General features: G+C 44.6%; 10 protein-coding genes and 6 tRNA genes. 4 read left to right on the top strand and 12 right to left on the bottom strand.

Features of this window, described 5'->3' with window-relative positions; translation table 11 throughout:
• Nucleotides 1–3: 3 nt before the first annotated feature.
• Nucleotides 4–471 carry a thioredoxin-dependent thiol peroxidase gene (gene bcp, locus L5M17_RS16225; RefSeq protein WP_113940881.1) on the top strand — a complete coding sequence of 156 codons (468 nt, stop codon included), beginning with the start codon at nucleotides 4–6 and terminating at the stop codon, nucleotides 469–471.
• Between the two features lie 245 nt (nucleotides 472–716).
• On the opposite strand, the gene L5M17_RS16230 is transcribed toward bcp, so the two are convergent.
• Nucleotides 717–1,334: a LysE/ArgO family amino acid transporter gene (locus L5M17_RS16230; RefSeq protein WP_028759646.1), complete on the bottom strand. Its 618-nt coding sequence runs from the start codon at nucleotides 1,332–1,334 to the stop codon at nucleotides 717–719.
• A 125-nt stretch (nucleotides 1,335–1,459) separates the two neighbouring features.
• Between L5M17_RS16230 and L5M17_RS16235 the strand changes: the two genes are divergently transcribed.
• Nucleotides 1,460–2,395: a LysR family transcriptional regulator ArgP gene (locus tag L5M17_RS16235; RefSeq protein WP_219235328.1), complete on the top strand. Its 936-nt coding sequence runs from the start codon at nucleotides 1,460–1,462 to the stop codon at nucleotides 2,393–2,395.
• A gap of 124 nt (nucleotides 2,396–2,519) precedes the next feature.
• Here L5M17_RS16235 and htpX read toward each other — a convergent pair whose 3' ends face one another.
• Nucleotides 2,520–3,383, bottom strand: coding sequence for a protease HtpX (htpX, locus tag L5M17_RS16240; protein WP_006082065.1), 864 nt, complete (start codon nucleotides 3,381–3,383; stop codon nucleotides 2,520–2,522).
• A gap of 435 nt (nucleotides 3,384–3,818) precedes the next feature.
• On the opposite strand from htpX, the gene pepE reads away from it, so the two are divergent.
• The gene (gene pepE, locus L5M17_RS16245) at nucleotides 3,819–4,532 is read left to right on the top strand and encodes a dipeptidase PepE (protein ID WP_219235326.1); all 714 of its coding nucleotides are present in this window, start codon (nucleotides 3,819–3,821) and stop codon (nucleotides 4,530–4,532) included.
• Between the two features lie 452 nt (nucleotides 4,533–4,984).
• Entirely contained in the window at nucleotides 4,985–6,568 is a 1,584-nt protein-coding gene (locus tag L5M17_RS16250; protein ID WP_263148514.1) for a glucan biosynthesis protein G, read from the top strand.
• 468 nt (nucleotides 6,569–7,036) lie between these two features.
• On the opposite strand, the gene L5M17_RS16255 is transcribed toward L5M17_RS16250, so the two are convergent.
• From L5M17_RS16255 to L5M17_RS16300, 10 genes are all read right to left on the bottom strand, one after another.
• Nucleotides 7,037–7,123 (bottom strand) — tRNA-Leu (locus L5M17_RS16255).
• A 137-nt stretch (nucleotides 7,124–7,260) separates the two neighbouring features.
• A tRNA-Leu gene (locus tag L5M17_RS16260) sits at nucleotides 7,261–7,347 on the bottom strand.
• Nucleotides 7,348–7,396: 49 nt separating this feature from the next.
• Nucleotides 7,397–7,470 (bottom strand) — tRNA-Cys (locus L5M17_RS16265).
• Between the two features lie 44 nt (nucleotides 7,471–7,514).
• Nucleotides 7,515–7,590 (bottom strand) — tRNA-Gly (locus L5M17_RS16270).
• Between the two features lie 214 nt (nucleotides 7,591–7,804).
• Entirely contained in the window at nucleotides 7,805–8,353 is a 549-nt protein-coding gene (gene pgsA, locus L5M17_RS16275; protein WP_028759642.1) for a CDP-diacylglycerol--glycerol-3-phosphate 3-phosphatidyltransferase, read from the bottom strand.
• Nucleotides 8,354–8,397: 44 nt separating this feature from the next.
• Complete coding sequence (uvrC, locus tag L5M17_RS16280; protein ID WP_263148515.1) at nucleotides 8,398–10,230, bottom strand: excinuclease ABC subunit UvrC; 1,833 nt, start codon at nucleotides 10,228–10,230, stop codon at nucleotides 8,398–8,400.
• 103 nt (nucleotides 10,231–10,333) lie between these two features.
• Nucleotides 10,334–10,978 carry a UvrY/SirA/GacA family response regulator transcription factor gene (gene uvrY, locus L5M17_RS16285; protein WP_006082070.1) on the bottom strand — a complete coding sequence of 215 codons (645 nt, stop codon included), beginning with the start codon at nucleotides 10,976–10,978 and terminating at the stop codon, nucleotides 10,334–10,336.
• 479 nt (nucleotides 10,979–11,457) lie between these two features.
• Nucleotides 11,458–11,548 (bottom strand) — tRNA-Ser (locus L5M17_RS16290).
• Between the two features lie 748 nt (nucleotides 11,549–12,296).
• Nucleotides 12,297–12,387 (bottom strand) — tRNA-Ser (locus tag L5M17_RS16295).
• Between the two features lie 178 nt (nucleotides 12,388–12,565).
• On the bottom strand, nucleotides 12,566–14,563 hold the full coding sequence (locus L5M17_RS16300; protein WP_263148517.1) for a methyl-accepting chemotaxis protein: 1,998 nt from the start codon (nucleotides 14,561–14,563) through the stop codon (nucleotides 12,566–12,568).
• Nucleotides 14,564–14,583: the final 20 nt, after the last annotated feature.

Consider the following 14,583-nt stretch of genomic DNA (forward strand, 5'->3'; position numbering starts at 1 on the left):
TAGATGAATACCTTAACGGCTGGGGCAAAAGCGCCTCACTTTACACTGCAAGATCAACATGGCAACTCAGTATCGCTGGCTGACAGCCTTAAGCAAGGCCCTGTTTTAGTGTATTTTTACCCGAAAGCATCAACGCCGGGTTGCACAGTTCAAGCCTGCGGCCTACGTGACAGTAAAGCCGAGCTCGATAGTCATAATGTCACTGTATTTGGCATTAGCCCAGATCCTGTGGCTAAACTGGCTAAATTTGCAGAGAAACAAGCACTCAACTTCACTTTGCTGAGCGATGAAGACCACAGTGTCGCCGACGCTTTTGGGGTCTGGGGTGAAAAGAAATTCATGGGAAAAACCTATGATGGCATTCATAGATTAAGCTTCCTTATCAATACCGACGGCACCATCGCCCACGTATTCGATAAGTTTAAAACCAAAGATCACCATGAAGTCGTACTCGCGCAAATCGCGGGTTAATGACAGATATGACGACGAATACAAGGCTTCAAGCCGCTGCTTTAATCGGCACAAAAGTGTAAACGTCGTGAGTTGAACTTGGCAGCCTGAATAAATAATCGGCAATCGATAACGAAAAGGTCCTGAAATCAGGACCTTTTTCATGAAAAATTTTCACTTTCATATCACAAGATGCAGTCAAACCGAGCAAAAAATCCGCAAAAGCATTCAGCTATGCCCGTATTCTATGGCATCACAACGTCGGTTTATCCTGCCACATAGGGCCAAATAATCGCAGCGGCAATGCTCCACATGGTTAACCAAATAAAACGGTCAAGGTAACGCCATGCCGCTGGGCGAGTAAAAATGGGCGCTAACAAACGCGCACCAAAACTTAAACCAAAAAACCAAATAAATGATGCCAGTACGGCACCCGCGCCAAACCAAGGCCGATCAAAATCATCAAATTGAGTGCTAATGCTGCCGAGCAACACCACAGTATCAAGATACAAATGCGGATTAAGCAAACTGATCCCAAGCGTCGTCAGTACGGCTTTCTTAAATGTGTCCGCATTATCGGCCTGATCCATCTCAATGCCCTTAGCCACAAACGACGCCTTTAGCGCATTCGCACCATACCAGAGTAGAAACGCGGCGCCACCGAAACTCGCCACATGCTTAATGGTCGGGAAAGATTCAATAATGTGCCCCAGCCCCGCCACACCCGCAGTGATCATCAGCGCATCAATGATAGAGCAGAGCAAGGCAATCGGTAACGGGTATGAGCGCTTGATGCCTTGCTTGAGCACAAAGGCATTTTGCGCGCCCACAGCAATAATCAAACTCCCACCAATCCCCATACCCTGTATAAATGCCGCTTGCATAACCACCTCTCATGTTCGAAGAAGGCGCTAGCATAGTCAAAACAATAAAATTAATATAACTAATGTTTTTTATGTATCATAAGTAAAATTAATAACCATCAAACACAGATCGATTAAGGATGACTATGCTGGAATACGCCAATCTCAAAGCGCTCGCCGTTGTGGTCTCGGAAGGCGGTTTCGATCGCGCCGCTAAAGTGCTGCACATTACTCAGTCGGCTGTATCACAGCGCATTCGACAACTTGAAGAAAAAGTCGGTCAGTCACTGCTTATTCGCTCCAATCCTGTGGTCGCAACGCCCACAGGTAAGCGTCTGCTGCGTCACTATTCACAGGTACAATTACTCGAAAGTGAATTAAGAGCTGAGATGGACGCCGACGATCCCAACCATCCAACCACAGTGCGCATCGCTGTAAATGCCGACAGTTTGGCCACGTGGTTTTTACCTGCGCTAGCAGGCATGTTCAGTCGCCACGCTTGGTTATTGGAATTAATTGTCGATGATGAGTCCTACACCCATCATCTATTGAAAAATGGTGAAGCGGTCGGATGTGTCACCACAACAGAAGTGCCGATGGCGGGTTGCAGCAGTGAATTTTTAGGCACGATGGAATATTTGTGTGTGGCCACGCCCGAATTTGCCGCACGCTATTTTAGCGATCTGAGCGATACTCCATCATTTAGTGACACCTCGTCATTCAACGCCATCAACCAAGTTCAGTTAGCAAAGGCGCCAGCAGTAGTGTTCTCCACCAAAGATAAGTTGCATGAGAAGTTTCTCGCCCAGTATTTCAATATGACCCCAGGGCAATGGTGGCAACATACTATCCCCTCTTCCGAGAGCTTTTTAGAAGCGATTAACTTGAGTTTAGGTTATGGGCTCGTTGGGCATTTACAAGCTAAACCATTAATCGATAAAGGGATACTGATTGAGATCACCCCAGAACGGCGCATGCGCGTACCGCTGTTTTGGCAGCATTGGAATATCAAAGCAAAACAAACGACACTGGTTTACCGTGCCCTTGCGGCAACCGCGCAGCATAATTTGCTGCAGGCATAAAAAATCGGGCTCAAACCAAAGTTTGAGCCCGATGTTAAAAGTCTTAAATCTAATATCAAGTGAGTCTTAAGCACTCAGATTTGACATTTAAGAGTTAAGAGTTAAGAGTTAACTCACTCTTTTATTAGCTCGCTCTTAACGCAGCAATACGTTTCTCTAATGGAGGATGACTCATCATCATTTCTGCCATTGAACGTTTGCCGTTAATACCGAAGGCTGACATTTGTGCAGGCATTGCCGTACTTTCAGGGCCTTGGCGTAAACGCTCAAGCGCAGCAATCATCTTGCCTTTACCCGCTAAACGTGCCGCACCTTCATCGGCTTTGTACTCACGAATACGTGAGAAGTAAGCGACGATAATTGAAGCCAAGATACCGAATAGCATATCCAGTACGAAAACAACGGCCATGTAAGCGAACATACCTAAACCTTCGCCTTCTTCATCATTACTCGACACGAAGTTGTTGATAATACCAGCAACCACGCGGGCCGCGAAGATCACGAATGTGTTAACCACACCTTGGATCAGTGTCAAGGTCACCATGTCACCGTTAGCAACGTGGCTCACTTCGTGGGCTAATACGCCTTCAATTTCATCTTGGCTCATGCCATATAACAGACCCGTACTCACAGCCACTAATGAATTGTCTTTACTTGGACCAGTAGCGAACGCATTCATGTCAGGCGATTGATAAATCGCCACTTCTGGCATTTTAATCCCCGCTTGCTTAGCTTGACGGGCAACCGTCTCCACTAACCAACGTTCGGTACTGTCACGTGGGGTGGTGATGACTTCACAACCCATGGTCTTTTTCGCCATCCATTTTGAAATGGCTAAGCTGATAAAGGCCCCACCGAATCCAAAAATGGCAGCGAACACCAGCAGTCCACCCATAGTAGACGTGTTCACGCCTAGAATAGACATCACAATTGAGGCTACTAGCAACACAGCTAGGTTAGTCGCAATCAATAGAAATATACGCTTCATTTCAGCTCCTTTAGGGCAAGAATAGGCCATTTAACTTTGTTCAAAGACATAATATGTCCAAATCATCGAAATTCAAGTGGTAAAAGAAAAGAGTTTTTAAAATAGGTTATCTTTCTCGTATATAGACACTGCCTTTCATGGCCGAGAGTCTAGGGACAGTATATTAATCGAAACTTAAACTTATGCCCAAGCAACCTCAAGAGACGAGTTTCATCGCGTTCTGAGAGCTTTAATTCAAGGCGCATCAATCACTGACTTTTGCATTGATGCAATACAGAAGTAGAATGCCCCGAACGCTCTATCTTGGTGGGGATCACTATCTTGAAAAACACCGCCGCTAGCCGTGCTAGAGCGCAATTCTGCTTTAACTCTCTATGTTTATCGGAATTAATCTTTGTTAACATACCAATACACTCCGAGATTTCAGGATACAAAATGACAATCAACGCCCTACTACTGAGCAGCTCTCGTGTCGGTGATACGCCTTATCTTGCCCACGCGATCCCTTTTATTAAACCGCTCACCGCCAACGCACAAAAATGGATTTTTATCCCCTATGCAGGGGTTAGCATGAGTTATGACACTTATTTAGCGTCTGTCGTGACTGGGTTAGCTGAGCTTGAACTCGATATCAGTGGTATTCATCAGCATCCAGACCCTAAACAAGCAATAAAAGATGCCGATGGAATTTTAATCGGTGGGGGTAACACCTTTCACCTGTTACACCAACTATATCATTATGATCTGGTCGCGCTTATTCGTGAGCAAGTCGCCCTTGGTAAACCTTATATCGGCTGGAGTGCGGGTTCAAACGTATCGGGACTGAGTATTCGCACCACTAATGATATGCCGATCATCGAACCGCCTTCGTTCAACGCATTAAACTTAGTGCCGTTCCAGCTCAATCCACACTATTCCAATTACCAAGCACCGGGCCACAATGGTGAAACCCGTGCCCAGCGATTATTAGAATTCACTAAAGTCGACCCATTAACCCCAGTGATCGGCATAGTTGAAGGCTCAGCTTTGTGGCGACAAGGAGACACACTATCACTCTTAGGTGACAAACCTGCGTATTTATTCTGTGGTGAGCAGCAAGAGATCCTAATTCCTGTGGGCAGTGACCTATCGCACTTACTCAAGTCCTAATATCCACGTTAGCATATCTAAATGGGCTCACAGTTAACACCGTGAGCCTGAATCACTCATTAGCAATAATTAAGATTAACTATTTGATATTGTAAGTTTTTAATTAACACTCTCGATTCAACTGCGCCAATTTTGTGTAAAAATGCCACTGAATTCAATGAGAACAGTGTTAGCTCAGCCAAGACAGTTTTTACTGCAGTACCAATTGCGATTATTTATCGTAAAATCACACCGCAAAGTATTGAGAACTACACCTAAAATAGCGCCAAGCATAATTTATGTTACAAATCTCTAGCTACGCAGGTAAAATTATCCCTCACCTCAGCTACTCGAATCCCACGACTGAGGATTTTATAGCAGACAAGTTATTAATATTTAGGGATTAGATAGACTGAAGCATATATTGTGCCTATGAATCAGCGTCATTTTAGTAAGGAGTTTCCATTTTGCGAATGAATCTTATGATGAATTACCCTACCGGTTATCCGGCATTACTCAAAAAACTACCTTTTGTCATCTTGACCGCCATCGTCTATGTCGTCGGCATAAACAACGTCAATGCCGCAGCGGCAGAGACAACACCAACGCCTGCACCAGAGAAGAAATCTAAAAAATTCTCCCAAGACACAGTTATTGAACTCGCTCAACAACTGTCGCAAAAGCCATTTAAAGAAGCGAAAAAAGCACCTAAAGAGCTGGTTGATCTCGATTTCGCGACCTATGGCAAAATCAATTACCAAGAAAATGCCGCGATTTGGGGCGGAACACCGACCAAATTTTCGGTACAACTTTTTGCTCCAGGCTTTCTCTATAAAAACCTTGTCGATATCGACGTGGTCGAAAACAGCAAAGCTATTCCAATTGAGCTAACAGAAGCTTCGTTCGATGTCCCTAACGACACCATTGAAAAACTCATCACTCAAGTGGGCCAATACGCGGGTGTGCGTTTACATTACCCTATCAATGATGATGAAATAAAAGATGAATTCATCATGTTTCAAGGTGCGAGCTATTTTCGCGTGCTCTCTAAAGGGCAAACCTATGGCTTGTCTAATCGTGGTTTAGCGATTGATGTCGCTCAGCCAAAAGGTGAAGAATATCCCCTGTTTAAGCGTTTCTGGGTCGAGCGTCCATCTAAATATCAGACGGCAATTGTGGTTCATGCTCTGCTAGATAGCCAAAGTGTCACTGGCGCCTATCGTTTTGGTATTTATCCCGGTGCACCATCACGTGTCGAAGTGGATGTAACCTTATTCCCACGCAAAGATATCCAGCATGTGGGTCTTGCACCGCTGACCTCTATGTTCCTCTTTGGCGGACTCGATAACTCAGATAAACCCGATTACCGCCCACAAGTACATAACTCCGACGGCCTACAAATCGATCGCGGTAATGGCGAGCGCCTATGGCGCCCATTAAATAATCCTAACAAACTGCAGATCAGTGCTTTTGGCGATGAAGATATAAAGGGATTTGGTCTTATACAGCGCCATCGTAAATTTGAAGACTATCAAGATCTGAGTGCAAACTATCAACTTCGACCTTCAGCATGGATTGAACCCCTCAATGATTGGGGCCAAGGCCAACTGGTGTTGCTTGAAATTCCCTCTAATGCTGAAACCAACGACAACATAGTTGCCTATTGGGAGCCGCAAGGCGGACTGAAAAAGGATCAGCCCTATAAATACTCCTATCGCATAACGGCCTCAAACGACAGCCCTTCTACGGCGTCAAAAGCACGTGTTGTCCGCAGCACTAAGGGGCAAGTGTTAGCAAAAGGCAAAGAATTACTTATCGATTTCAGTAACATCAAGCCGCAAGATATTGATAAAATTAGCATCGATGCCAGCATCAGCAAAGGTAAAATCCTGTCGTCTCGGATTGTCACCCACCCGGACATCAATGGCGCTCGAGTATTTATCAGCTTCGAACCAGAAAGTACCAATGTAGCCGAACTGAGAATACAGCTTAAGAAAGATGATAAACCACTTGCAGCGACTTGGCTGTACCGCTGGAATAGCGATGATTGGCAATAAGCTGATATTCACTAGTATCACTGTCTAACAAGCATAAACTGACCGAGTAAAGTGAATAAAAAGCGCCAGTATTTACTGGCGCTTTTTTATACCTAGGGTTTTATTTATAGGCTTACTATTTATAGGTTTTATCTCTAGCATAAATAGAACAAGCCAAGGCTAAAAACTCACGACCTGCTTTTCAGCAAACATAATCCCATACCTTATCGCTCGACTTCTCTGCCAGCATAACTACAGGCTTACTTCAAAATGACACTATCAGCTTAAAACATAGCACTATTGTGTGATTTTAGGGTTATTAGCCTTTCCTGATGTGCGTAGCAGCAAAGACCTCTGCGAACTAAAGTAAGCAGTACGTTAAGTGCGTCAGTCAAGTTTGACCTTAAACCCCTCACGAAGAATGCTGACTAAAAGTAGAAATCTAAATGCAAAAAAGCCTCGATATAAATATCGAGGCTTTTTCTTTTTTGGTACCCGAGGCCAGACTTGAACTGGCACGCTGTTACCAGCGAGGGATTTTAAATCCCTTGTGTCTACCGATTCCACCACTCGGGCAAACGCTGAATATTAATGACGGGAATCATGTCAAAAATATTATTAACTCTACATCATTAACGCTTAACACTAATAAATCTATTTAATAAAGCCTATTGAAGATTCGGACTTTATTTTTACCATCACGACCAAAATAATGGTACCCGAGGCCAGACTTGAACTGGCACGCTGTTACCAGCGAGGGATTTTAAATCCCTTGTGTCTACCGATTCCACCACTCGGGCAAACTCTTGATATTAACGACGGGAATCGTGTCATTAATACTTTAATCTATGGAGGCGCGACCCGGAGTCGAACCGAGATCGACGGATTTGCAATCCGCAGCATAGCCATTCTGCCATCGCGCCATAGTTGCTAACTCATGTTGTGTAGAATTAGACTTTAAAAATATTGGAGCGACATATCGGGTTCGAACCGATGACCTATACCTTGGCAAGGTATCGCTCTACCAACTGAGCTAATGTCGCATCTTGTTTTACTATTCACTCAGATAAACAAAGCATTTCACTTTATTATCTAGCTAATATCAAACGTCAATATTTGGTAACGTTAAGACTTTATTTTCACATTGCCTCTTGTCTACGGGGTGGCATTCTACCGATTTACCACCCAGTGTCAACCGCTGTTTTATCGATAACTTACTGCTTGCACACTAAATAATCTCTTTGATTTTTTATTGCACTATTCAGCGGTAAGATCTTTCCAAGCGGCTAAAATGTAACTCATCATTGACCAAAACGTTAATACAGCGGCGATATATAACAGTACAAATGCGGCATTAGTCATTAAAGGATTGTATTGCCAAATCAGCCCAATAATTGCCACCATTTGTGCAGCCGTCTTGTATTTACCAATCCAAGACACGGCGACAGTACCACGTTTACCAATTTCAGCCATCCATTCCCTCAACGCTGAAATGACAATCTCGCGACCTATCATAAACAGGGCGGGCAACGTCAGCCAGATATTCGCGTATTGATCGACCAACAAAACTAAAGCTGTAATCACCATCAACTTATCAGCGACTGGGTCAAGAAAAGCGCCAAAACGAGTTAATTGTTTCAATTTACGGGCAGCATAACCATCTAATGCATCCGTTAACGCCGCAAGCCAAAAGGTAAATGCGGCAACAAAAGGGGTCCAGTCATAGGGTAAATAAAACAGCACCACAAAAATGGGCAGTAAAAAAAGCCTGAAAAGAGTTAATGCTATAGGTAAGTTAAACGGCATGATCAAACCAGTTAGTCAAAAGCAGCGCCAATCTTGCCTTAATTTTATCCCCCTCGCAATGCATCATGAATGGTTTGTGCCATTTCTATGCTGATCCCTGGTACTTTGACTAATTCCGCCACACTTGCCCCTTTCACTTCCTGCAATCCTCCTAAATGCTGTAACAAAGCTTTACGACGTTTAGGACCAATACCAGGAATAGATTCCAGTGTTGAAGTATTACGGGTTTTCTGGCGACGGTTACGGTGGCCAGTGATTGCAAATCGATGGGATTCATCACGAATATGTTGGATAAGGTGCAGTGCTGGCGAATCCCCTTCGAGGGAAAAGCTGGTTTCGGTATCCCCTAAGATCAAGGTTTCAAGCCCAGGTTTACGGCCCTCACCTTTCGCCACCCCAATAAGCTGCGGCGCTTTATCCAAATGAACAAACTTTTCATCCACTATCTTTTGGGCAATACGCAACTGCCCGAGTCCACCATCGATAAACAGAATGTCAGGGATTTTACCGCCTGCTTCAATTTTATCGAAACGTCGGCTCACCGCTTGCTTCATCGCCGCATAATCATCACCCGGTGTAATACCGTCAATATTATAACGACGATACTCACCTTTGTGCGGCCCTTCTCGATTAAACACCACACAGGAGGCAACGGTGCTCTCTCCCATGGTATGACTGATATCGAAACATTCCATTCGCTGGATAGGCCCATTCAACTCTAAGATTTCTTCGAGTAACACAAAACGCTGTTCGACGGTGTTCTTATGGGACAGGCGCGTAACCACTGCATTCGTCGCATTAGTCACGGCTAAACGTAAGAAGCTCGCCCTGTCGGCGCGAACATTAGTCTTAATCGAAAACTTTTTATCTAGCGCCTCTGAAATCGCCGCTTCAAGTTCATGTAATTCTTCAAAACTATGGCTAATCACCACTTCTTTTGGAATAGTGCGTTGAATATCTGCATTTAAATAAAACTGTAGGATAAAGGAGCGCAGCACCTCATCCATATCAGTTTGAGCTGGCACTGAAGGATAATAACTACGACTACCAAAAATTTTACCTTCGCGGATAAATAGCAGGTGGAAACAGGCGATGCCTGACGCATAATGCACCCCAATAACATCCATATCGCCTTTATTATTAGAGACTTCCTGTTGCTCGGCAACTTTACGCAGCGCCATGATCTGATCGCGAAATCGTGCAGCCTGTTCATAGGCCTGCTGCTCGGCCGCAAGTTCCATTTTATCAACCAAGGCGCTGATCACTTGCTGATCTTTCCCCTTTAAAAACAGGCTGGCTAATTTCACTTGCTCATCATAATCAGCGTTACTGACTTTGCCCACGCAGGGCGCGCTACAGCGAGACAGTTGATATTGCAAACAGGGGCGTGAGCGCGATTTGTAGTAAAGATCGTCACATTGACGAATAGGAAACAGCTTCTGCATCAAATGCAGGCTTTCACGCACGGCGCCGCCATTGGGATAAGGACCAAAATAGTGGCCTTTTTCCCGCTGCGGACCGCGATGATAGGCGAGCCTTGGGTGTTCGTGCTGGCTTAATAAGATGTAAGGATAAGATTTGTCATCACGCAATAACACATTGTATTTTGGCATGTATTGCTTGATGTAATCATTCTCAAGCAACAGAGCATCTGTTTCACTGTGGGTCAGCGTCACATCAATATGGTGAATATGTGAAACTAAGGCTTGGGTCTTAACATTACCGAGGTTTTTACGAAAATACGAGCTAAGCCGTTTTTTAAGATCTTTGGCTTTACCCACATAAATGACGTCATTTTTGACGTCATACATGCGATAAACCCCAGCGGAGGATGAAACAGTACGTAAGAAACTTTGGGCGTTAAATTCATTAGACATCATTCACACCCACAGTTTTGGAGACTTAACACAAACAACATAGGAACATGTAATCCAAGAACTCGCTAGATTAAAGTCATCGACCAACGCAATCCACTTCCCATTAAAAATGGCCAGCATCCAACATCTTATAGCGAATAGCTAACCGCGTTAGTTCGACATCACCACTGATCCCCAGCTTAGCAAATAAACGATAACGGTAACTGTTAACGGTTTTAGGACTTAAGTTCAGTTGCTCAGAAATATCGTTAACCTTCTCGCCATTAGTGATCATCAACATGATCTGTAACTCTCGCTCGGACAAAGACTTAAACGGGTTTTCATCGGCAGGATTAAACTGACTCAGCGCCATCTGTTGGGCAATTTCTGGGGACAAATAGCGTTGTCCGCGAGAGACCTGACGTATCGCTTGCAATACTTCTGGTGGCGTCGCTCCTTTTGTTAAATAGCCCGAAGCGCCAGCCTGCATCACCTTACTTGGGAACGGATCTTCCGTGTGTACAGTTAATACAATAATTTTTGCATGGGGTTGATATCGTAAAATTTTTCGAGTGGCTTCCAATCCGCCCATCCCAGGCATATTCATATCCATTAAGATCACATCCGCTTCATTTTGGCGAGCCCACTGCACCGCAGTCTCACCATCAGGGGCTTCGCCCACGACTTTGATCCCACGTTCATCTTCCAAGATGCGGCGGATCCCAGTTCTCACAAGCTCATGATCGTCAACCAAATATATCGAAATCAACTTAACCCACCTTTTACAATTTACAGCTCGATCCGTGTGTTAGAAAAAGCAACATGGCAAACGGATAACGAGTTCATAGGGCTAATTTAGCCCAACAACCCCATTTCGCAAAGCATAAATTCAACATTGTTAACTAGATGATATTTAAAGGAAGGATTCCAGAATAGCATACCAATAAAAAGCGTTTAAAAACGAAGCAATAACCCCAGAATGACCAGCCTAAAATCCCTGTTAAATCGATATCAAAGTATCCAGCAAATATAGGCAATTTTTCAGTTCAAGAAAAACAAAAAGGCCATCATTACTGTTAGCCTTTCACGTGAATATAGCAGAAGAGATACGCTTAGAATCAGGAACCTAAGGTTTTTAAATAGCTAAATGCAAAAAGGCGTAAGAACTGCGCTTAGAATGGAGAACCCTAGCTCAAATTTCACACACAAAAAAGGCCATGAATAAACATGGCCTTTTTTGTAAAAATATGGCGGAGGAGCAGGGATTTGAACCCTGGGTGGGCTATAAACCCACGCCGGTTTTCAAGACCGGTGCATTAAACCACTCTGCCACCCCTCCGAACGAGCGAGATAATAGCTATCTCTGTCGCCACTGTAAACTTAAATTTATGGTTAATCGTGTTGATTGACTATTTCATATTCACTTAAATCGAAAGCCGTGAATAACAAAGGGATTAGAATGAGAAAACTGAAATGAAAATTGCACAAACAAAAAAGGCCATCATTACTGATGACCTTTCCCGTGAATATGGCGCAGGAGCTGCGCTTCAAATCAGGAACCCAAGGGTTCAAACGGTATGAATGCAAAATGCCGCTAATTGCTTAGCGGCATTTTGACTAAATATGTCGCAGGAGCTGAATTTAGAATGAGGAACCTTGGTTCAAATTGCACAAACAAAAAAGGCCATCATTACTGATGGCCTTTTCCGTGAATATAGCGGAGGAGCTGCGCTTCAAATCAGGAACCCAAGGGTTCAAACTATATGAATGCAAAATGCCGCTAATTGCTTAGCGGCATTTTGACTAAATATGGCGGAGGAGCTGAACTTAGAATGAGGAACCTTGGTTCAAATTGCACAAACAAAAAAGGCCATCATTACTGATGGCCTTTTCCGTGAATATAGCGGAGGAGCTGCGCTTCAAATCAGGAACCCAAGGGTTCAAACGATATGAATGCAAAATGCCGCTAATTGCTTAGCAACATTTTGACTAAATATGCCGCAGGAGCTGAACTTAGAATGAGGAACCTTGGTTCAAATTGCACAAACAAAAAAGGCCATCATTACTGATGGCCTTTCTCGTAAATATGGCGGAGGAGCAGGGATTTGAACCCTGGGTGGGCTATAAACCCACGCCGGTTTTCAAGACCGGTGCATTAAACCACTCTGCCACCCCTCCGAACGAGCGAGATAATAGCTATCTACTACTCTGCTGTAAACCCTTAATTTAAAGAAGCAATCTACATGGTCAATCTACATCCAATCCGCTTAAAAATATCGCGTTATTCAACTTATCTTTGACACCCTTGTCAGTTGAAGCGCCATTTTAAGGTGGCACACTTCACACTATATTAAGACTAAGCTCGATTGATATTGATTAAACGGTCAGATAGTTTCTGCATCTCAAGGCTTAACACATCAAGCGCCGTTGCATCGAGAGAGTTATCTTCACTGATGCTATTTATTCGCACCGCCAACTCATTAATTTCTTGAGTGACTTGGCTTTGCTGCTGAGCAGCTAACGCGATTTGTTGGGCACGCTGTGAAATATCATCGAAACTTTGTACGGTACTCGATAGAGAATTGGCAGCGCCCTCAGCCTCCGCAACTGCATGGACAGTGCGGGACTCCCCAGCTTGCATTGCTTGCACAGCGAGCCGCGAAGCCGATTGCAAAGCGTTAATCATGGTACTAATTTCATTGGCCGAATCTTGAGTTCGCCCCGCAAGAGTTCGAACTTCATCAGCAACGACTGCAAAACCGCGGCCCTGATCGCCCGCTCTAGCCGCCTCAATTGCCGCATTGAGAGCGAGCAAATTAGTCTGCTCAGAAATCGCCTTAATCACATCTAATACAGCGCCCACCTTTTGACTGTCTTGGGCCAATTGGGATATCACCTTAGTTGCGTTGGCAATTTCTCCTGATAATGCCTCAATAGAAGTATTGCTGGCTGCAACACGGGTTTGCCCTTCTCGCACTACAATCAAAGACGATTGCGCAGTTGCAGCACAGTCATTGGTATTATTCGCGACTTCCATAGCGCTTGAAGACATTTGCGTTATCGCAGCGGCTAATTGTGCACTCTCCAGCCGCTGTTGCTCTGCGCGCTGAGCTAACTTACGGCTAAGTCCGCTTAATTGCGTTGCCTCAAATTGAATTTTCTTCGCTTCTTGAGTGATCAGATCTAACATTGCCCTTAACGTCCCTGCATAGGTGTTTACGGCTCGGCGCAAAGCACCAATCTCATCATCCCGCTGAATTTGCAGTTCAACATTCGCCCCCAAACTACCGCTCCCAAGGGAAGCAATTTGATCTGTGGTTTCCTCAAGTTGCGCCAACAGTTTTTTTCCCGATAACCAAGCCAGAGAAAGTAAAATGGCGAGTAATGGTAATAAAAACAATAAAATATCAAATGTCAGCTCACGGGCAAGCCCTGTGACTCGCGTTTTAGGCGTCACAAGGCCAATCACCCATCCAGTATCAGGCATTACAAAAAGGCTCACCTCACTCGCCTGATTAAGTCTTCCATCCTTATTTAAGCTTACAGACACCACTTTGTTGATTGAGGTTTGCTTAAGTGCAGTTTCAACGGGGGCAAGCCAAGGTAACTGCCCGACGAGATCCGTAAAACGCAACATAGTGTCGGACTTATTCGTTTCAGGAAAATGTAAGATATTGCCCGCTTGGTCTAAAGCGAAAGCATAACCGTCAGTTACATTGCCATGTTCTGTTAAAAATTTGGCTAAATCATCAAGTTTTAAATCTATCGTTGCGACCCCTGCAAATGTCCCCGTGAGACGATATGGCACACTGCATGTCACCATAGCCACCTTTGTGACGGGATCTTGATAAGCCTCTGACCATAAACATTGAGATACTGAGCTAGTCCGCGCGCCCGTATACCAAGGATCATTATGATACCCAGGGCCAGATGGCGCATTATAGTCATCCGAATAAGCCAGTAGATTATCGCTACCACGGGCCCAGAAGAAACTGTGGAGGATACTCCCAGCGACGAATTTATCTGGCTCAGGCCAGATCCCGCCCCCAGCGATAGTGAGATCGCCATTGTTATCAATCAAATTAGGTAAGGAGTTAAGATAAAGAGCTTGCTCGTGGGGCAACACTTCGGCGAGGTGTGCAAGGCTTAAAGTAATCCCCTCAATGCTTGCCAACTTAAGTGCGAGTTGCCTTACGATACTGCTCCCCGTTTGCTCAATTAACTCTTGACTCGCCGCCACCACTCGAGGCTGCCCTCGAAGTGACATCACACCAAAAACCGCGAGCCCAGTCAGTAGAAGCAGCACTACGCTGCCCATTGTGAGCCGCTGCGAAATACGTGTAGGTAACAACATAGCTTTCTCTACTTAAAATA

This window comes from Shewanella sp. SW24 (assembly GCF_025653395.1).
Lineage (GTDB): Bacteria > Pseudomonadota > Gammaproteobacteria > Enterobacterales > Shewanellaceae > Shewanella > Shewanella oncorhynchi.